Raw genomic sequence first — 18,697 nt, 5'->3', positions numbered from 1 at the left:
GAGTCTGATCAACCGTCGTCTCTGAGCTCCACCCCCAGCCCTGTGCAGCTTCGGCCGATCCGACTGCTTCGCAAACCTGCCAAGCAGGTGAGCCTTCTTGCCTTCAACCTTGACAGGGAACATGAGAAACTAATTGCCCCCACCCCCGTATCTCCCCGCATGAACCTCATCTGCGCCGCCTTCCTCTTCCTCATCGCGCTCATCTTCGCCCTGGCCGGCTTCACCCGCGCCGGCGTCTGGTCGATCGAGCGCCGCAATCCGCCGGACGGCGCGTTGGCCGAGATCAACGGCGCGCGCATCCACTACGTCCATATCCCGGCGCCGGCCGGCGCCGACCTGCCGCCGGTCGTCTTCATCCACGGCGCCAGCGCCAATCTCAAGGACCAGATGCTGCCGCTGAAGCCGCTGCTCGAGGGCCGCGCCGAGATGCTGTTCTTCGACCGCCCGGGTCTCGGCTCGTCGGAGCGCGGCGACAATGAGACATTGGCGAAGCAGGCGGACACGATCGCCGCGCTGATGGACCGCATCGGCATAGAAAAGGCAGTCGTCGTCGCCCATTCCTTCGGCGGCGCGATCACCACGGCCTTCGCCCGCCAGCATCCCGAGAAGACCCGCGGCCTCGTTTTCCTTGCACCCGCCACGCATCCCTGGCCGGGCGGCGCGACCGCCTGGTACTACAAGCTCACCGCCGCGCCGGTGATCGGCTGGCTCTTCTCCGAAACGCTCGCTTATCCGGCGGGTATGCTGCGGATTGGCGACGCTACCGCTTGCGTTTTCTCGCCCAACAAGGTGCCGCAGGGCTATATCGACGACGCCTCGATCCCGCTGGTGCTGCGGCCGTCTGCCTTTCGCGCCAACGCCCGCGATGTCGCCCAGCTCTACGACTATGTCCGCGCCGCCGCGCCTGCTTATCGCGAGATCAAGGCGCCGACCGTCGTCATATCGGGCGATCGCGACAAGGTGGTCTATGCCACGATCCATTCTGTCGGCCTGGAGCGCGACATTCCCGGCGCCGAATTGGTCTGGGTCCGCAATCTCGGCCACAAGCCGGACTGGATCGCGCCCGATCTCGTGGTCGGCGCCATAGCGAAAATGGCTGGCGCGCCGATCGACCTGCAGGCGATGGCCAAGACCGTGGAAGGCCGGATCGCCGACGATGCGCAAGGCGCCGGTAGATGTCCTGAGCTCCGAGTGCCAGACGCAGAACTCGCGCCGGGCTGAACTCGAAAGTTCAAGCGCCAAGGGCGTGTTGAGATTCCGGTCAGGCCGAGTCGAAAATGCGGGTTCCGAGAACCGGCCTACGCCGGCCGTAGCCTTAACTGCTACGTCACTCTCCTAAATGCATGCTTCGGCCGGCGAAGGCCGGAAGCGCAGGAAGCCGGCATTTGCAGGCCGGCCTCACCCGAATATCAACACGCCCTAATGCGTTTCCGACCCCACATACGCAATGCGCAGCATATTGGTCGAGCCCGGCGTCCGGAGCGGCACGCCGGCGGTGATGATGACGCGGTCGCCCGGCTTGCCGAAACCTTCCTCCAGCGCGATGCGGCAGGCCCGGTCGACCATGTCGTCGAGGTCGATGGCGTCCTCCGAGACGACGCAATGCGTGCCCCACAGCAGCGACAGTCGGCGCGCCGTGTTGAGGATCGGCGACAGCGCCACGATCGGCACCTGCGGGCGCTCACGCGCGGCGCGCAGACCGGTGGTGCCCGACGCGGTGTAGGAGATGATCGCCGACAGTTTCAGCGTCTCGGCGATCTCGCGCGCGGCCAGCGAAATGGCGTCGGCCCCGGTGGCCTCGGGTTCCGAGCGCTGCGCGTTGATGATGCCGGCATAGGTCGGGTCGGTTTCGACCTTGGTGGCGATGCGGTTCATCATGGCGACCGCCTCGACCGGATAGGCGCCGGCCGCGGATTCGGCCGAAAGCATGATCGCGTCCGCGCCTTCGAAGACGGCGATGGAGACGTCGGAGACCTCGGCGCGGGTCGGCACAGGCGCGGTGATCATCGATTCCAGCATCTGCGTGGCGATCACCACCGGCTTGCCGGCACGGCGCGCGGCGCGGGTGATCTGCTTCTGGATGCCCGGCACGGCTTCGAGCGGCATCTCGACGCCGAGATCGCCGCGAGCGACCATCAGCGCGTCGGAGAGCTCGATGATCTCGGCGAGCCGCGCCACCGCCTGCGGCTTCTCGATCTTGGCCATGATCAGCGCGCGGCCGCGCGCGATCTTGCGGGCCTCGGCCAGGTCCTCCGGCCGCTGCACGAAGGACAGCGCAACCCAGTCGACGCCGGCGGCGAGCACCGCGTCGAGGTCGGCCCTGTCCTTCTCGGTCAGCGCGCCGACCGGCAGGTCGGTGTCGGGCAGGCTGACGCCCTTCTTGTCGGAGATTCCAGAGCCGGCGACGACCGTGCAGGTGATCGACTTGCCATCGCTCTTCTGTGCCTTCAGCTCCAGCTTGCCGTCGTCGATCAAAAGTCGGTGACCGGCCTCGACCGAGCTCAGGATTTCGGGATGCGGCAGATACACCCGCTTCGACGTGCCGGCTTCGGGATTGTCATCGAGCGTAAAAGTCTGGCCGACAGTCAGCGCTTCCTTGACGTTGGCGAATTTGCCGACCCTGAGCTTTGGCCCTTGCAGGTCGGCGAGGATGCCAATCGGCCGGCCGACGGCCGCCTCGACCGCACGGATACGCCCGACCAGCGTGCGCATCAGCTCGTGGTCGGTATGGCTCATATTGATGCGGAAGACATCGGCGCCCGCTTCGAAAAGCTTCTTCAGCATCTCTTCGGAGGAAGAAGCCGGACCGATGGTAGCGAGGATCTTGACCTTGCGGTTACGTCTCATTGACTGTTTGTTCCCGGAGCGGGGGCCGCTGCTGGCGCGCCTCCCGTTGCGGGCTCGTCGGTCAGCTGGACCATCCAGCTGGCCTGCTCGCCCGTGTCATATTCCTGAAATCCGGCGCGCTGGAAGCCCCGGGCGACGCAATCATTCACGCCGGCGATCTTGAACTCTTTTTCGGCGACGCACATGTTGATCGGGCCGTCCCAGCGCCCGCCGCGTTCGGCGTCTTCTGCATAAAGATAGTAAAACCTTGATGACAGCGGACCCTCGATCAGCGTCTTGCAGGTCGATCCTTCGATGTGCCACCAGCCTTCGGTGATCCAGCCGGCCTTGGCGCGATAGCCAATGCCGACGCCCACCAGATTTTGTGTCGCGTTGCAAACGCGGAAGTCGGCCCGGGCCGGCGAGGTCGCGGCTATCGCGAAAAATCCCGTGCCGATGATCAGCAACGGCACGGCCAGGGGCTTGCGCAACCGGCCGGCAAAACCCATCGCAGATCCCCTTGCGAACCACATTTGCATCTCTCGAAGCCCCTTTTCAGCAAACTCCGGTCGCATGTCAACGCGCCGTTTTGTTGATTCCAATCGATTTAGAATGGCCCGTCGGGCAACTTCTCCCGCGATCGGGGATTTTTTGCGGAAACCTTGGCCAAACAACGGCATTGCGCCGGCGTCCTCTTCGTGGAATGACGATACCACATCGCAGCCGCCATCCCCTTTTCAGCCGATGACCCGATCCACAGTTTTCACGCCATTCGACATTGTCGAGGGCGACCGCAAGAAAGGCGTCGTGCTTCTGGCCGATCACGCCCGCCGCGATCTGCCGGAGGAGTATGGCAGTCTCGGTTTGCCGGCGTCGGAATTCGATCGTCACATCGCCTATGACATCGGCGTCGAGACGGTGACGCGCGAACTCGCCGCAGCGCTCGACGCGCCCGCCGTGCTGGCCGGTTTCTCGCGGCTGTTGATCGACCCCAATCGGGGCGAGGACGACCCGACCATGATCCGTCAGCTCTATGACGGCACCGTGGTGCCGGGAAACTATCCGATTGCTCGAGAGGAACGCGAGCGGCGGCTCGACCGCTTCTACCGACCCTACCACGACGCCGTCGGCGCCATGATCGCCTCCGTGGCGCACGCCTCGGGCAAGGCGCCGTTCATCTTCTCCGTGCATTCCTTCACGCCGGCGATGCAGGGTTTTGTCCGCCCCTGGCATGTCGGCGTGCTGTGGGACCGCGATGATCGCGTAGCGCGGCCGCTGATCGACATGCTGGCCGAGGACAAATCCCTCGTCGTCGGCGACAACGAGCCCTATGACGGGGCGCTGCGCGGCGACACCATGTTCCGCCACGCCATCGTCAACGGCTATGCGCATGCGCTGATCGAGATCCGCCAGGACCTGATCGCCGACCGCGCCGGCGCCCTGGCCTGGGCCGAACGCTTGGCGCCGATCGTTGACGCCATCGACCGGCGCCCCGATATACATCGGGTAAAGATGTTCGGTTCGCGCACCGGACCTGTGTGACGAGACCGATAGGCCGGGAGTTCCCCAATGACCGAACTCAGCGACGACCAGAAACGCGATTTCGAGGCAGCCGCTTTCCGCCGGCTGGTGACGCATCTGCGCCAACGCGGCGACGTCCAGAACATCGATTTGATGAACCTCGCCGGCTTCTGCCGCAACTGCCTGTCAAACTGGTATCGCGAAGCCGCCGACGCGGAGGGCGTGACGCTGTCGAAGGACGCTGCGCGCGAGATCATCTACGGCATGCCCTATGCCGAATGGCAGGCGCTCAACCAGACCGAGGCGTCGGATGCCAAGAAAGCCGAGTTCGAGGCGAAGCGACCGAAGGATCATTAGGATGTCGAGCGCCTTCGCGATTTCGTCATTCTAGGGCGGAGCAAGGAGCGAAGCGACGCGGCGCAGACCCTAGAATCCATTCCGCGACGCCTGCCGAAGAATGCTGCAGTCCAGAACAATCGTAACGGCGTGACCCCGGAGGACTTTCCGCATCGTAGCGGCGCTCCTAAGTCACGGAATGGCAACTGTGTTCACACGAATGCGGTTTTATCGCGAATGATGGCGTTGAGGACGACGAGGAGCTTCCTTGCGACGGCGATGATAGCGAGCTTCTTGGAGCCCGACCGGGCAGCAAGTGCGGTGTAGAAGGTCTTGAAGCGTTCACAGGTTCGAATGGCAGTGAGGGCTGCCATGTAGAGGGCGCGGCGCACGCGTGATCGCCCGCCCTGGATCTGGCTCCTGCGGTTGAGCTTGCCGCTTTTGTTGTCGAACGGGGCAAGGCCGACCAGCGCGGCGATCGCCTTGGGTGAGCGCTGGCCGAGCTCGGGCAGGAGCGCCAGCAGCGAGAGCGCGCCGACCTTGGAGACGCCGGGAACGGAGACCATCAGCGCATGGTCGCGAGCCGCGTCCTGGTTTTGACGAATGACTTCGGCAATCTGGCTTTCGAACGCCTTGATGCGCGTGTCGAGGTCGGCGATCAGGTCTTTGAGGCTGGTGATGACGATCGCCTCGAAAGCCTCGGCGAGTTGCTTCTTCAGCGTTGCCCGCATCGCGACCAGTTGATCGCGGTGGCCGGCAAGCGACTGAAGCCGCTCACCTTCTTCGCGTGGCGCCGGCTCGGCCTCAGGCTGGTAGCGACGGCCATAGTCGCTCAGCATCCTGGCGTCGAGAGGATCGGTCTTGGCGCGCCGTCTGGTCGACTTGGCATAGTGGTGGGTGTGCGCCGGGTTGTGCCGCGAGAACGGCACGCCGGCCTTGGCCAGCGCATGGCGCAGCAGCCGGTCATGGACGCCCGTCGCCTCCATGACGACGAAGTCCCGGCTGAGATCAAGGCCCGCCACATAGGCCGCGATCGCATCGGCCTGGTTGTCGACGCGCCGAAGACGACCGCTTGTCTCATCAAAAAAGTCCAGCCACTGCTTGGAGATGTCGCAGCCGACATAGTTCTGGGCTATCATGTCCACGCCTCTTCCTGTGGTGCGGGGTCTGCTTGGAACAGCCCCGTGCAACTGTTCAGGTTGATGGTTCATCGGTGGGAAGGGACCGGGCCATGCCACGGCCTGTCCGAAAGGACGACCAGGATCCACTCGGCCTCCTTCCCACTTCAACCATACACCAGAACCAACACACAGGATCCTCGGGTCTGCGCGCGTCGCTTCGCTCCTTGCTCCGCCCGTGGATGACGGGAGAGGCGTCTCGGCTGATCGCCAAAGCAGCAGCCCGCCATGAACAACGCCGCCCCTCGGGTCGCGCTTCTTGGTCCAAGCACTTTCCCCAAGGCTTTCTTGACTACAAATTGAATCGATCTAATTTGCCGCGCGAACCCTTCGCATGGCGGATTTCAGACCATGAGCGTGCAAACCACGATGCAGGCCGGGACGCGCGGCCGCTGGGCCGTCGCCGGCATTTTCCTCGCCAATGGTTTCTTGACCGGCAGCTAGGCGTCGCAGATCCCGGTGTTCCTCACCCGGCTCGAGAATCACCCGATTCACCCTCGGCCTGCTGATCCTCCTGTTCGGCGTCGGCGCGGTCATCGCCATGACCTGGTGCGGCCATCTCATTTCCAGGCATGGTTCGCGCAGCGTGACGCGTTGGTTCGGCGTCTGCGGCAGCTTCGGCCTGCTGATCGTGGCGCTCGCGCCCAACGTTCCCCTGGCGGCCATCGCCATGCTCATCTTCGGCGGCTCCATCGGCGGCATGGATGTCGCGATGAACTCGAATGCGGTGGTGGTCGAAAGAAAACTCTCCCGGGCGATCATGTCGTCGTCGCACGGCTTCTGGAGCCTGGGCGGCTTCGCCGGCGGCGCGCTCGGCGGCTATTCGATCCAGAACTACGGCTATCTTCCCCATGCCGTCGCGGTGACGGTGATCGCCTTTGCCGTGATCGCCTTTGCCATTCGCTATCTCATCGCTGAGGACCGGCCGCAGGCGGTCGAGCACCAGAAATTCACGCTGCCGCGGCACACGGCCGTCTATCTGGTCGGGCTGATGGCGCTCCTAACCATGATCTCGGAGGGCGCGGTGCTCGACTGGGCAGCACTCTTCCTGCACCAGGAGCTGGGCGCCGATCTCGCGGTCGCCGGCCTGGCCTATGCCGCCTTCTCCGGCGTCATGGCGCTGATGCGTTTCCTGGGCGACGGAGTGCGCAACCGCTTCGGCGCGGTGGCGACGCTGCGCGGCTCGGCGCTGGTCGCCGCGGCCGGCATGCTGGTCGCCGGGCTGTCGTCCTCGCCTTACCTCGCCATCGCCGCCTTCGCTTTCTGCGGCTTCGGCATCGCCAATATGGTGCCGATCATCTTTTCGGCCGGCGGCAACCAGGAAGGCATGTCGTCGGGCACCGGCATGAGCGTCGTCACCACCATGGGCTATTCCGGCATATTGGTGGCGCCGTCGGCGATCGGCATCGTCGCCGAGCATTCGAGCTTCGGCCCGATCTTAATCGCGCTTTCCGGATTGTTGGTCGTCGTCCTCTTGATGGCCGGCCTCGCTCACCGGGCCGAATTCGCCCCCGAGCCGGTGCCGGCGGAGTAGCTTTTCAGCTCCTTCCGCAGCGAGGCCGAAGCCGGCCGCGCGCGCACACTATCCTGCGTGCGGGCGATTTCTTCGGCGGCACCGGCTCAGGCTCCTGGTTCGACCTCGTCGTCGCCGCCAAGATGGAGAAGGGCGTCTACACCGCGCCCGGCCCGGCTGACCTCGTGCAGAATGGGCCTATCTGCCGGACTTCGCCGTCGGCTTCGTCGGCCTGGCGAAGAACCTCGACAAGCTCGGCTTCTTCGAAGCCATCAACTTCCCCGGTCACGCCGTTCACCGACCTCGACATGAAGGCCGCGGCCGAGAAGGCGCTTGGCCGCAAGCTGAAGCTGTCCTTCATGCCCTGGTGGGTGCTGCGCGCCGGCAGCCCGTTCGTGGCCATGTGGCGCGAGATCGTCTCGATGTCCTATCTGCGTTTCGAGGCGCACCGGCTGGTCTCGACGCGGCTGGAACAGGTCATCGGCGAAATCCCGCACACGCCGCTCGACCAAGCGGTGAAGGAGGCCCTGCGGGATATCGGCATCGCCGTGGAGCCGTCGCGCCTCACTGGCTGATCAAGACAGATCAGAAATGAACCGGCCGGGCTCAAGCCCGGCCGTAACTCGTTTGGATCAGATCCTGCCCATCAACAAAAGGATCAGCAGCACCACCAGGATGACGCCGACAATGCCGGACGGGCCGTAACCCCAGGAGCGGGAATGCGGCCATGCCGGCACGGCGCCGATCAAAATCAGGATCAGGATTATTACGAGAATTGTGCCGATCGTCATGAAAACCCTCGCCGTCTGGTTGAACTACGAGGGAACAATGCAAAAAGCCGCCCGGTTGTTCCCGGGCGGCTTTTGTCCTTGGGGTTGTGAAACGCTCTATTCCGCGGCTTTCGGGAAGGCCTCCGCCGGCTCCGCGCCCACGTCATTGGGCGGCTCGTCGGTCGCGATCTTGCCCTTGCCGCGCCGGAACAGGCGGCTGAGCCAATTGCGCCGCTGGCCGGGTTTCACCTTGGCGCGGGTGAACACCATCAGCATCGACGGCGTCACCACCAGCGTCAGCAACGTGGCGAAGGACAGGCCGAAGACAATCGCCGAGGACAGCGAAATCCACCATTGCGTCGACGGCGCGTTGATCGTGGTCTCGTGATGGAAGATTTCGAGCCCTAGCCCGAAGGCGATCGGCAGCACGCCGAGGATGGCCGAGACCGCCGTCAGCACCACCGGACGAGCGCGCTCGCGGCAGGTCTGCAGCACCGCGTCGATCTTGTCCCAGCCTTCCTCGCGCAACCGGTCGTAAGTGTCGATGAGCACGATGTTGTTGTTCACCACCACGCCGGCAAGCGCGATGACGCCGATGCCCGACATGACGATGCCGAAGGCCTCGCCCGTCAACAGCAATCCGAGGAACACGCCGATCGTCGCCATGACCACGCAGGACAGGACGAGCCACACGCTGGTGAACTTGTTGAACTGCGCGAGCAGCACCAGGAAGATCAGGAAAATCGCCGCGCCGAAGGCCTTGCCGAGGAAGGCGCTGGCTTCCGCGCTGTCCTCGTTGGAGCCGGCGAGCTTCCAGCGGATGCCGCTGCCGAGATCCATGTCGGCGACCGCCTTGGTGACTTCCGCCTGCACGGCCGCCACCTGCGCGCCGGCGCTGACATTGGCCTGCACGACCACGGTGCGCGCGCCGTCGATGCGGTTGAGGATACCGACGGTGGGCTCGGGCTTGCGCACAACGAAGTTCGAGATCGGCACCGACCCTTGCGAAGTCTGCACGCGCAACTCGTCGAGCGTCGAGAGCGTGCGGCGGTCTTCCGGCAAGCGCAGCCGGATGTCCACCGCGTCGTCGGCGCCGGCCGGTCGGTACTCCGACAGCTTGAGGCCGTTGGTCACCAGTTGCACCACCGTGCCGACCGAAGTCGGGCTGATGCCGTATTGCGCAGCCTTGGCGCGGTCGACCTCGATCGCCCAGTCGACGCCCGGGGGCGGCAGGCCGTCCGAAATGTCGATGACGTCGGGGATCTTGGCGATGCGCGCTGCGACCGCGCGCGCCTTGTCGTCGAGCCCGGCCGGATCGGCGGCCGACAGCCTGATCTGGATCGGCTTGCCGGTGGGCGGGCCGGCCTCCGGCACGCGCACCTCGACGTCGACGCCGGGGATGCCGGCCATCACGCCACGCAGATCGTCGAGAATCCGGTTGGCGGATTTGCGCTCGCGCCAGTCGACGAACTCGTACTGGATGACGCCGACCACGTCTTCGGGAATGTCCTGGCCGCCGCCTTGCGTCTTGCCGACGCGCGTATAAACCGACTTCACGCCGGGCCAGCCGAGCAGGCGGTTTTCCGCCGTCTTAGTCGCGGCGTCCATTTCTGCCAGCGAAAGATTGCCGCGGGCATGGACATAAAGCAGGCCGTAATCCGGCTCGACGCTGGGGAAGAACTCGACGCCGGCGCCATATTTCGAATAGGCGAAGCCGACGCCGACCAGAAGGCCGACGGTGAGCAGGATCACGGTGATCGGGAAGCGCACCGCCTGCTTGACCACAGCCATGTACCAGCCGTCGCGGTTGTCTTCCTCGTGATGCTCCGGCGCCTTGGCGAAGATTGCGCCCAAAGTCGGCGCGAAGACCAGCGCATAGAGCATCGAGGCCGACAACGTCACGATCAGCGTGATCGGCATGTACTTCATGAAGTCGCCGATGATGCCGGGCCAGAAGAGCAGCGGCGAGAAGGCGGCGATGCGCGTCATCGTCGCCGCGATGACCGGTCCCGCCATGCGCTTGGCGGCCAAGGCGAAGGCGTCCGCTTTCGGCATGCCCTCGCTCATGCGCCGTTCCGCGAATTCGGTGACGATGATGGCGTCGTCCACCAGCATGCCGACTGCCAGGATGAGGCTGAACAGCACGATCATGTTGATCGTGTAGCCCATCATGGCGAGCAGCAGGATGCCCATCAGGAAGGAGGATGGGATGGCAAGGCCGATAAGCAGCGAAGCCCGCCCCGACAGCGCGTAGAGGATGACGATGAACACCAGGATGACGGCGATCATCACGTGGTTCTGCAAGTCGCCCAGCAGCTGGTTGACGAAGACCGACTTGTCCTGCGTGTAGGTGACGTGCATGCCCTCGGGCATCGTCTTGATGAAATTGTCCGACACTTCCCTGACATGGGTCAGCGTGTCGATCAGATTGGCGCCGATGCGCTTCTTCACTTCGATGGCGATTGCCGGCCTGCCGTCGAGGCGCGTCACTGTCTCGGCGTCCTTGAAGGTCGAGCGTATGGTCGCGATGTCCTTGGCTTGGACCACGGCGTTCGGCGTGGCGACCACCGGCAGGTTGGCGACATCCTCGGGCCTCTCGATCAGCGACGGCACCTTGACCGCGTATTTGCCTTCCGAGCCTTCGAGATTGCCGGCCGCCACCAGGCTGTTGGAGGAAGCGACGCCTTGGATCACCTGGTCGAGTTGTAGTCCGTAAGAGGAGAGCTTTACCGGGTCGACGACCACCTCGACCAGGTCGTCGCGCGCGCCCTGCAGCGAGCCTTCGAGCACGCCGGGCACTTCCTCGATGCGGTCGCGCAGCTCGCGCGCGGCCGATGTCAGGACGCGCTCCGGCACATCGCCGGAAAGCGTGACGACGAGAACTGGGAATTCCGAGACGTTGACCTCGTTGACCGTCGGCTCCTCGGCGGCCTGCGGCAGGTCGGCCTTGGCGTCCTGCACCTTGCTTCGCGTATCCTGCAGCGCTGTCGCGAGATCCGTCTGCGGCTGGAATTCGACCAGCACATAACCGCCGCCCTGGAAGGCGGCCGAACGCATCTCCTTGAGCCCCTTCAGGCTCTTGAGCTTGCTTTCCATCGGCCTCAGCAGCAGGCGCTCGGAATCCTCCGGCGAAATGCCCTGATAGATCAGGCTGACATACATCATCGGAATCGGAACGTCGGGCTCCGCTTCCTTCGGCGTCGACTGATAGGCGACCCAGCCCGCGACGAGCAGGAACAGCAGCGCCGAAATCGTGAGGCGGGCATTGTTGATGGCGAGTCTGACGATATCCATGACTTCGGCCTGTTGTGCTTCGGGCTGCGGACCGCCATCGCCGGATTGGTCCGGCGACGGACGCGTCCTGCTTTACTGCGTGCCGGCGGTGGCTTCGCCAATCAGCTTGTTGATGGTCGCCTGATCGGCCTCGACGGGCTTCACCAGGTCGCCCTCTTTCACCAGCTCCTGGCCGGCGACGATGATGCGCGCATCTTCCGGAATGCCGCCCAGCACCAGGCCGTGCGGCGTGTCGTCGACCAGGTCGATCGGGAAGAACGTCACCTTGTCGTCTTTGCCGACGGCGCGGATGCCGAGGTCGCCTTTGTCGCCCAGCGTCACCACCGAGCGCGGCAGCATGACCGCATTGGTCGGCTCGGCGCTGAGCGTGATCTCGGCCGACATACCCGCGGGGATGGAACCGTCGGCGTTGGGGATCGCCACTTCGACGCGGAAGGTACGGGTCTGCGCCGAGGCATCGCGGCTGATGTAGCGAACCGTGCCGGTGACCTTCTGATCGTTGACCAGGCGCACATCGGCCTGGTTGCCGATCTTGAGGTAGCGCAGGTCGCGCTCGCTGATCTCGCCGCGGGCAATGACCGGATCGAGCTTCAGGACTGTCGCCACCTCGCCGCCCTGCATCACCGAGCTGCCGAGCTCCACCGGAATGCGGTCGATGACACCGTCGAACGGCGCCTTTACCTCGTTGCGGTCGAGTTCGGCCTGGGCGGTGTCGAGCTGCGATTGCGCGAGCGTCAGGTTGGAGCGGGCGGTGTCGAGCTGCAGCTTCGGCAGATTGCCGGTCTTGGCCAGGCGCTCGGCGGCGTCGAGCTCGGCCTTGCGCTGCACCAAGAGCTGCTTGGCGTTGTCGACATTGGAGATCTTCTCCTCGGCCGCGAGCATCAGCACCAGGTCGCCGGTCTTGACGTGGTCGCCCTGCTTGACCGGCAGCTTTTCGATGACGCCGGCGACGCGCGTCGCCAGCACAGCGCGCTTGTCGGCTTCGGTCAGCCCGGAGATGCGGATGGCTCGCGCATACGTCTTGCGCGGCGGCGTAACCACCGCGACGGTGCGAGGCGCGGCTTTCGGCTCGGCCTCGGCCTTGTTCGGCTTGGCGGCCTCCGGCTTGCCGGCGTCGGCCCGTTTGTCGGTGGTGACCGACTTGTCGGTGGTAACCGACTTGTCGGCGGCGCTACCGACGGACGAAAACTCGCCCGTTCCCATCCAGGCCGCGAATCCGATGAGCACGGCAATGGCTGCAAGCTTGTGAAACCTGATTCTCGGCATCGTCGTTTTTCCGTTGCAGGACCTGGCGAGGTCGGCGCTTTCGACCCGGGCGCGGCCGATATGGGTGTGCGCGGGGCCTAGTTCAATTTGCCGTGATCGGCAGACGCGCGCTTCTACCTGAAAGTTGCGGCGCAATATAGTCGGAAAAGTTGCAGGAACATTGCGGCGTGGAACGCTGTGCCTCGACAAAGACGGGCTTTTCTGCAAGCCGGCTGGCGCTTTTGCGGGCGCACCGACAGGTTTCCCCAAGGTTACTGGCAGCAGCCGTCAGCATGATGCGAAAAATCTTCCACGGGCGGCGGCAACCGCCCCGTTGGAGCGCAGTCACGCCGCGCTATGGTTCGGGTTGAAGCTGTCAAGTGATGAGCTTCAGCAACCGGACGATCCGCTCGAATGTCCTGCCATAAGGCGGGCGCAGCAAGCCCCCTGCGCTGAGCTTCGACTGGATGAAGATCGGCTTTTCCTTGCTGAAGGTGCGGAACCCCCATTCGCCGTGATAGGCGCCGGTGCCGCTCTCGCCGACGCCGCCGAAGGGCTGCCGCTCCTGCACCAGATGCAGCATGCAGTCGTTGATCGTGACGCCGCCGGCCACCGTCTCGCGCATCACCCTTCGGCGGTTGGCGCCGTCGCTGCCGAACCAGTAGAGCGCCAGCGGACGCTCGCCCCGGTTCACATGCTCGATGGCCTCGTCGATCGTCCCGTATTCGACGATCGGCAGGACCGGCCCGAAAATCTCCTCGCGCATCAGCCGCAGAGTCTCGCCGACATTGCGCACCAGCACCGGCGCCATCTTGCGGTCGCTGACGCCGAGCTTCTCGTTGGCCGGGTTGATCTCGATGATGTCTGCGCCGCTGTCGCGCGCCTCCGCGACCATGTCGCCCAGCCGCCGGTGATGCCGCTCGCTGACGATCGCCGTATAGTCGGGATTGTCGCCAAGGCGCGGATAGAGCTTGGCCATTGCGACCGCGACCTTCGCCGCGATCGCAGCGCTCTGCCCTCGCGGAACCATCAGATAGTCCGGCGCAACGCAGGTCTGGCCGGCATTGAGCAGCTTGCCATAGGCGACGCTGGCAACCGCCGCGTCGAGGTCGCAGGACGGATCGAAGATCGCCGGCGACTTGCCGCCGAGCTCGAGCGTCACCGGCGTCAGGTTGGCGGCGGCTGCCAGTGCCACCTGGCGGCCAACGGCGGTCGAGCCGGTGAACAGGAGATGGTCGAAAGGCAGCGACACGAATGCCTTGCCGACCTCCGCGTCGCCGACCATCACGCTGACCTCGTCGGTGGCGAAATATTTTTCGACCAGGCTGGCGAGCAGGTCCGAAAATTTCGGCGTCAGCTCCGACGGCTTGATCATAACGTGGTTGCCGGCAGCGAGCGCCGCGGTCGCCGGCGCGACGGCGAGCTGGAATGGGTAGTTCCAGGGCGAGACGATGCCGACGACGCCGAGCGGCTGCGGCAAGAGGCGATTGCGTCCAGGCAGGAAGGGCAGGCTGGTGGCGACGCGGCGCTCGCGCATCCAGGCGCCGAGATGCGACAGCGCGTGCCTGATGCCGGCGCGCACGACGAACAATTCGGCAAGCCGCGTCTCCTCAGCCGAGCGGGCGGAGAAATCGCTGTCGATCGCAGCGCAGATCTCGGCCTCGTGCTTTTCGGTGAGCGCCAGCAGGCGCTTCAGCCGATCCTTGCGCACGTCCAGCGTCGGGAACGGCTCCTTCTCGAAGGCCCTGCACTGCGCTTCAAACCTGACCCCGAGAGCGTTCTGTCCGGTCTGCAGCATCGCGACCTCCCGTTTACGTTCAGGTAAGCTACATCGCCCCGACAACCGAATCCAGCATTGCCCGGTTCTGCTGGGGAAGTTGCTGACAGCCGGAGCGGACTTGCTGACAGGTATGGAAGACATCAGGCGCGGCGGCGCGCGGATTCTGGCTTAATGTGCGCTGCCAGGAACTCCTTGACGCGACGCCCGGGTGCCGGGCCGCGCAGCGGCTTGAAGCCGTCGTCGAGCTCGCCTGAAAGATCGAGCGTGGCGTGCTGGCCGACGGCGTCGTAATTCTCTTCCAGCCAGTCGCTGGCGGCGCTGCGGCCGAGGTCGCGCAGATAGGCGATGAAGGCCCATTCGGCATTGACCTTGGACGACGCAGTGAGGTCCTTGAAGGCCTCGTCGGCATCGATGCGGTGCATGCGGATGTCGCGATATTCGCCGTGCGGCAGGCGTCCGGCCGCGATCAGTTCCTTGACGAAGGCGATCGAGCGGAATTCACGCAGCAGCCCGGCGTTGAAGGTAATCTCGTCGATGCGGTTCTGGATCTCGTTGGCGCTTTTCGGCGTGCCTTCGCGCACGACCGGATTGATCTGCACCAGGAGCACGTCCTCGGTCGCCGCCGTCTTGAAGAATGGATAGAGCGCCGGATTACCGCCATAGCCGCCATCCCAATAGGGCACGCCCTTGATCTCGACGGCGCGGAACAATTGCGGCAGGCAGGCCGAGGCCATCACCGTGTCGAGGTCGATCTCGCCGTCGGAGAAGACGCGCAGCTGCCCGGTTTCGACATTGGTCGCCGAGATGAACAGCTCCATCGACTTGCAGGCGCGCACATTGTCGAAGTCGATCTCCTTCGCCACCACATCGCGCAGCGGGTTGAGGCCAAGCGGATTGGCGACATAGGGCGAAAAGACCCGCGACATCGTGTCGAAGAAGAAATAGCCGGGCGTGTTCTCGATCGACCAGTTGCCCCAGACCACGTCCCACGGCATGCGCTGCACCGGACTGAAACGCCCCTTCGACGCCACCGCCCGCCAGAAATCGTCGAGCTTCTTGCGCGCGCCTTCGACGCCGCCCCGGACAAATCCGTCGGCCAGCGCCACCGCGTTCATGGCGCCCGCGCTGGTGCCGGACACCGCCGCGATCTCCAGCCGCCCATCCTCCAGCAGCCGGTCGAGCACGCCCCAGGAAAAGGCGCCATGCGAGCCGCCGCCCTGCAACGCGATGTTGATCTTCTTCTTTTCCTCCGCCTTGCCGTTCTTCGCCATGGCGTTCCTTGTCTCGATGCGCCGGCCTACCGCCGTGTCATTCGCACGGGGCGGCGCAGTCAGCCTATGTTGCAGTGCAGCATATAAGGGCGGACCAAGGCAAGAACACGAACACACAAGCGTGATCGTGGGATTTTCCTCGCCCCACGAAGTGGGGAGAGGTGGCCCGGCGAAGCCGGGCCGGAGAGGGGCCTTCGCGGCCGGCGGAAGTTTTTTCCTCCCGGGAACTACCGTTGCCTATTGAGGGGTCGCCCGGCACTTCGCGCGAAAGGGACGTTGCTTCACGGCTGGCGTCCCCCTCTCCGTCCCGGCTTCGCCGGGCCACCTCTCCCCCGCTTTGCGGGGGCGAGGAACCGAACCTCTCAAGCCACCAGGTCGGGCACTGGCCCGACATAGCGCGACTGCGGCCGGATGAGCCGTCCGGTCGCCTGCTGCTCGCGGGCGTGCGCGATCCAACCGGCAACGCGACCGGCGGCAAAGACGTTGGAGAATGCCTCTTTCGGGAAGCCGACCGCTTCCAGGAGAAGCGCGGTATAGAACTCGACATTGGTCTGGATCGAGCGCTGCGGCTTGGCGATCCTGAGCACCTCAAGCGCCGCCTGCTCTACAGTCTCCGCGAAGGCCAGCCGGCTACCGGTTTCGCTGCGCGAGCCGAGTTGCCGCACGACCGCCTTCAGCGCGTCGGCGCGCGGGTCGCGCACGCGGTAGATGCGATGGCCGAAACCCATGATGCGCTCGCCATGCGCGATCTCTTTACGCAGCCAGGCAGTGGCGTCGCCACTGGCCTCGATGGCGTCCAGCATCTCGATCACCGGCCCGGGCGCACCGCCATGCAGTGGCCCTTTCAGTGCGCCGAGCCCGGCCAAGATCGCTGACGTCAGCCCGGCCTGGGTCGAGGCCACCACGCGCGTCGCGAAAGTCGAGGCGTTGAGCCCGTGGTCGCAGACCGTCACCAGATAGCTGTCGAGCGCCTTGGCAAGCGCCGGCGAAGCGGTGCCGGAGAGCATCCGCAGCATATCGCCGGCATGATCGGCGTTTTCGTCGGGAGCGACCGGCGTCTCGCCCCGGCCAAGGCGCAGCAGCGCTGGCGTCAGCACCGCCTGCGCCGCGATCAGCCTGAGCGCATCGGCAAGTCCATCGCCATCCGGCAAGACGGCCATGCCGGCCCGCATCCCGCTGTAGATGTCGAGCGGCGCAAGCTGGGCAACCATCGGCTGCACGCGGTCAAACACTTCCACCCGAGCGTTGCCGATCGCCTTCTCCAGTTCGGTATCGCTCGGAAGGTCGTCGAAGAAGCCGTCGAACAGCAGCCGCACCACTTGCGCGTAACGCCAGCGGCCGGCGAGTTCCATCAGCGAATGGCCGCGGATGGTGAGGTGCCCGCCCGCGCCATCGACGTCGGAAAGCACTGTGTCGGCCGCCACAACATCATCGAGCCCATTTGCCATGATCGTCTCCTTGACCTTTTGTGCATGACAATTAATGCTGCGCAATAATACATCAATCTTGATCAAGATAATCAATGTAAGGCGGGCAAATGACGGAATGGCTGACGCGGGATGAGGCGCTGGAGCGGCTCAACGTCCGTCCGCAGACGCTTTATGCCTATGTCAGCCGCGGTCGCATCGGCATGAAGCCGGACGGCGCAGACCCGCGCCGCAGCCAATACCGCGCCGACGACATCGCCGCGCTCGCCACGCGCCGCGACCGCGGAAGGAGCCCGCAGGCGATCGCCGAAAGCGCCATCGCCTGGGGCGAGCCGGCGATTCCCACGTCAATCTCCACGGTGCTGCATGGCCGTCTTATCTATCGCGGCAAGGATGCGGTGGAGCTTTCGGCTACTGCGACACTCGAGGAGACCGCCGGACTGCTGTGGGCCTCCGACCGTCCGGTATCGTTCGCCTCGCTGACCTCTTCGGCCGCCCGGCAAAGCGGCACGCCTACCGCCTTCGCCAGGCTCTCGGCGCTCGCCGCCGAAGGCTGGTCCTCGCTCGGACGCAGGCCGGCCATGCTGCAGCAGGACGGCGCCGCCGCGACCAGCGCGCTGGCAACCGCGCTCGGCGCGTCGCCGGGCCACGAACCCGTGCATATCAGGCTGGCGCAGGGCTGGTCGGTGGAAGCCCCCGGCGCCGATCTCATCCGCAAGGCGCTGGTGCTTTTGGCCGATCACGAGCTCAATGCCTCGACCTTCGCCGCCCGCGTCGCGGCCTCCACCGGCGCGCCGGTCGCCGCCTGCCTGCTCGCAGGCCTTGCGACGCTCACCGGCCCGCGCCATGGCGGCGCCGGCGCGGCGGCGATCACGCTTGTCGAGGATGCCGAGCGGCTGGGTCCGGACGAGGCAATTGCCCGCTGGCTCGCCCATGACCGGCCGCTGCCAAGCTTCGGCCACCCGCTCTATCCGGAAGGCGATCCGCGCGCGCAAGCACTGCTGCCCGATCTGGAGATCGATGACGGGATCGTACATCTTCGCGACGCCGTGTTCGCCATGACCGGGCTGCATCCGAACATCGATTTTGCGCTGGCCGCGATGACGCGCAGCCTCAGCCTGCCGGCCGATGCACCGTTCCGCCTGTTCGCGCTCGGCCGCAGCGTCGGCTGGACGGCGCATGCGGTCGAACAGGTGACCAGCAACAGGCCGATCAGGCCGCGCGCCCGTTACGACGGGCCAATTAGCGCGGGATGATGACCTTGCTGATTAGCCGGAACGCGTTTGAGGTCGTCATTCTAGGGCGGAGCAAGGAGCGAAGCGACGCGCGCAGACCCTAGAATCCATTCCGTGACGCTAAGGCGATGCAACGTATACAGAAAGCTGCACCGTTGCGCCGTACGGCGTCGATCACGGAATGGCAACTGTGTTCATGCGAATGCGGTTTTGTCGCGCATGATGGCGTTGAGGACGACGAGGAGCTTCCTTGCGACGGCGATGATAGCCAGTTTCTTGGAGCCTGAGCGGGCGGCAAGTG

Annotated in this window: 13 protein-coding genes and 2 pseudogenes; 6 read left to right on the top strand and 9 right to left on the bottom strand. The window is 65.1% G+C overall.

Annotated elements, in window-relative coordinates:
* The first annotated feature begins 159 nt into the window (after positions 1–159).
* Positions 160–1,221, top strand: coding sequence for an alpha/beta fold hydrolase (locus O7A05_RS33170; protein WP_337097587.1), 1,062 nt, complete (start codon positions 160–162; stop codon positions 1,219–1,221).
* A gap of 198 nt (positions 1,222–1,419) precedes the next feature.
* Here the strand turns inward: O7A05_RS33170 and pyk are convergent, their stop codons facing one another.
* Positions 1,420–2,847, bottom strand: a complete 1,428-nt coding sequence (gene pyk, locus O7A05_RS33165; protein ID WP_337097585.1) for a pyruvate kinase — start codon at positions 2,845–2,847, stop codon at positions 1,420–1,422.
* Positions 2,844–3,317, bottom strand: a complete 474-nt coding sequence (locus O7A05_RS33160) for a DUF1036 domain-containing protein (RefSeq protein WP_337097590.1) — start codon at positions 3,315–3,317, stop codon at positions 2,844–2,846. Before O7A05_RS33160 ends, pyk begins: the two co-directional genes overlap by 4 nt.
* A gap of 253 nt (positions 3,318–3,570) precedes the next feature.
* Between O7A05_RS33160 and O7A05_RS33155 the strand changes: the two genes are divergently transcribed.
* Together O7A05_RS33155 and O7A05_RS33150 are read left to right on the top strand one after the other, a co-directional pair.
* Positions 3,571–4,368, top strand: a complete 798-nt coding sequence (locus O7A05_RS33155) for an N-formylglutamate amidohydrolase (protein ID WP_337097584.1) — start codon at positions 3,571–3,573, stop codon at positions 4,366–4,368.
* A gap of 27 nt (positions 4,369–4,395) precedes the next feature.
* Positions 4,396–4,704 (top strand): DUF1244 domain-containing protein, encoded by a 309-nt coding sequence (locus O7A05_RS33150; RefSeq protein ID WP_337097582.1) that lies wholly within the window; start codon positions 4,396–4,398, stop codon positions 4,702–4,704.
* Between the two features lie 191 nt (positions 4,705–4,895).
* Here O7A05_RS33150 and O7A05_RS33145 read toward each other — a convergent pair whose 3' ends face one another.
* Positions 4,896–5,822 carry an IS110 family RNA-guided transposase gene (locus O7A05_RS33145; RefSeq protein WP_337097589.1) on the bottom strand — a complete coding sequence of 309 codons (927 nt, stop codon included), beginning with the start codon at positions 5,820–5,822 and terminating at the stop codon, positions 4,896–4,898.
* Between the two features lie 390 nt (positions 5,823–6,212).
* Here O7A05_RS33145 and O7A05_RS33140 point away from each other — a divergent pair.
* A pseudogene (locus O7A05_RS33140) lies at positions 6,213–7,395 on the top strand (MFS transporter).
* Positions 7,396–7,407: 12 nt separating this feature from the next.
* Positions 7,408–7,949: pseudogene (locus O7A05_RS34545) on the top strand (Rossmann-fold NAD(P)-binding domain-containing protein); the annotation flags it as partial.
* Between the two features lie 57 nt (positions 7,950–8,006).
* Here O7A05_RS34545 and O7A05_RS33130 read toward each other — a convergent pair.
* The 6 genes from O7A05_RS33130 to O7A05_RS33105 all read right to left on the bottom strand — a co-directional run bounded on the left by O7A05_RS33130 (position 8,007) and on the right by O7A05_RS33105 (position 17,182).
* Entirely contained in the window at positions 8,007–8,165 is a 159-nt protein-coding gene (locus O7A05_RS33130) for a DUF3309 family protein (RefSeq protein ID WP_040991775.1), read from the bottom strand.
* 96 nt (positions 8,166–8,261) lie between these two features.
* Positions 8,262–11,438, bottom strand: coding sequence for an efflux RND transporter permease subunit (locus O7A05_RS33125; RefSeq protein WP_337097579.1), 3,177 nt, complete (start codon positions 11,436–11,438; stop codon positions 8,262–8,264).
* Between the two features lie 72 nt (positions 11,439–11,510).
* Complete coding sequence (locus O7A05_RS33120; RefSeq protein ID WP_337097578.1) at positions 11,511–12,704, bottom strand: efflux RND transporter periplasmic adaptor subunit; 1,194 nt, start codon at positions 12,702–12,704, stop codon at positions 11,511–11,513.
* A gap of 355 nt (positions 12,705–13,059) precedes the next feature.
* Positions 13,060–14,481 (bottom strand): coniferyl aldehyde dehydrogenase, encoded by a 1,422-nt coding sequence (locus O7A05_RS33115; protein ID WP_337097577.1) that lies wholly within the window; start codon positions 14,479–14,481, stop codon positions 13,060–13,062.
* Between the two features lie 122 nt (positions 14,482–14,603).
* Entirely contained in the window at positions 14,604–15,734 is a 1,131-nt protein-coding gene (locus O7A05_RS33110) for a patatin-like phospholipase family protein (RefSeq protein WP_337097575.1), read from the bottom strand.
* Between the two features lie 362 nt (positions 15,735–16,096).
* A complete protein-coding gene (locus tag O7A05_RS33105; RefSeq protein WP_337097573.1) occupies positions 16,097–17,182 on the bottom strand; it encodes a citrate synthase/methylcitrate synthase in 1,086 nt (361 codons plus the stop codon).
* Between the two features lie 89 nt (positions 17,183–17,271).
* On the opposite strand from O7A05_RS33105, the gene O7A05_RS33100 reads away from it, so the two are divergent.
* On the top strand, positions 17,272–18,417 hold the full coding sequence (locus tag O7A05_RS33100) for a citrate/2-methylcitrate synthase (protein ID WP_337097571.1): 1,146 nt from the start codon (positions 17,272–17,274) through the stop codon (positions 18,415–18,417).
* The last annotated feature ends 280 nt before the right edge of the window (positions 18,418–18,697 follow it).

The organism is Mesorhizobium argentiipisi (SeqCode) (genome assembly GCF_037179585.1).
Classification (GTDB): Bacteria; Pseudomonadota; Alphaproteobacteria; order Rhizobiales; family Rhizobiaceae; genus Mesorhizobium; species Mesorhizobium argentiipisi.
This window is presented reverse-complemented; position numbering and strand designations above follow the sequence as displayed.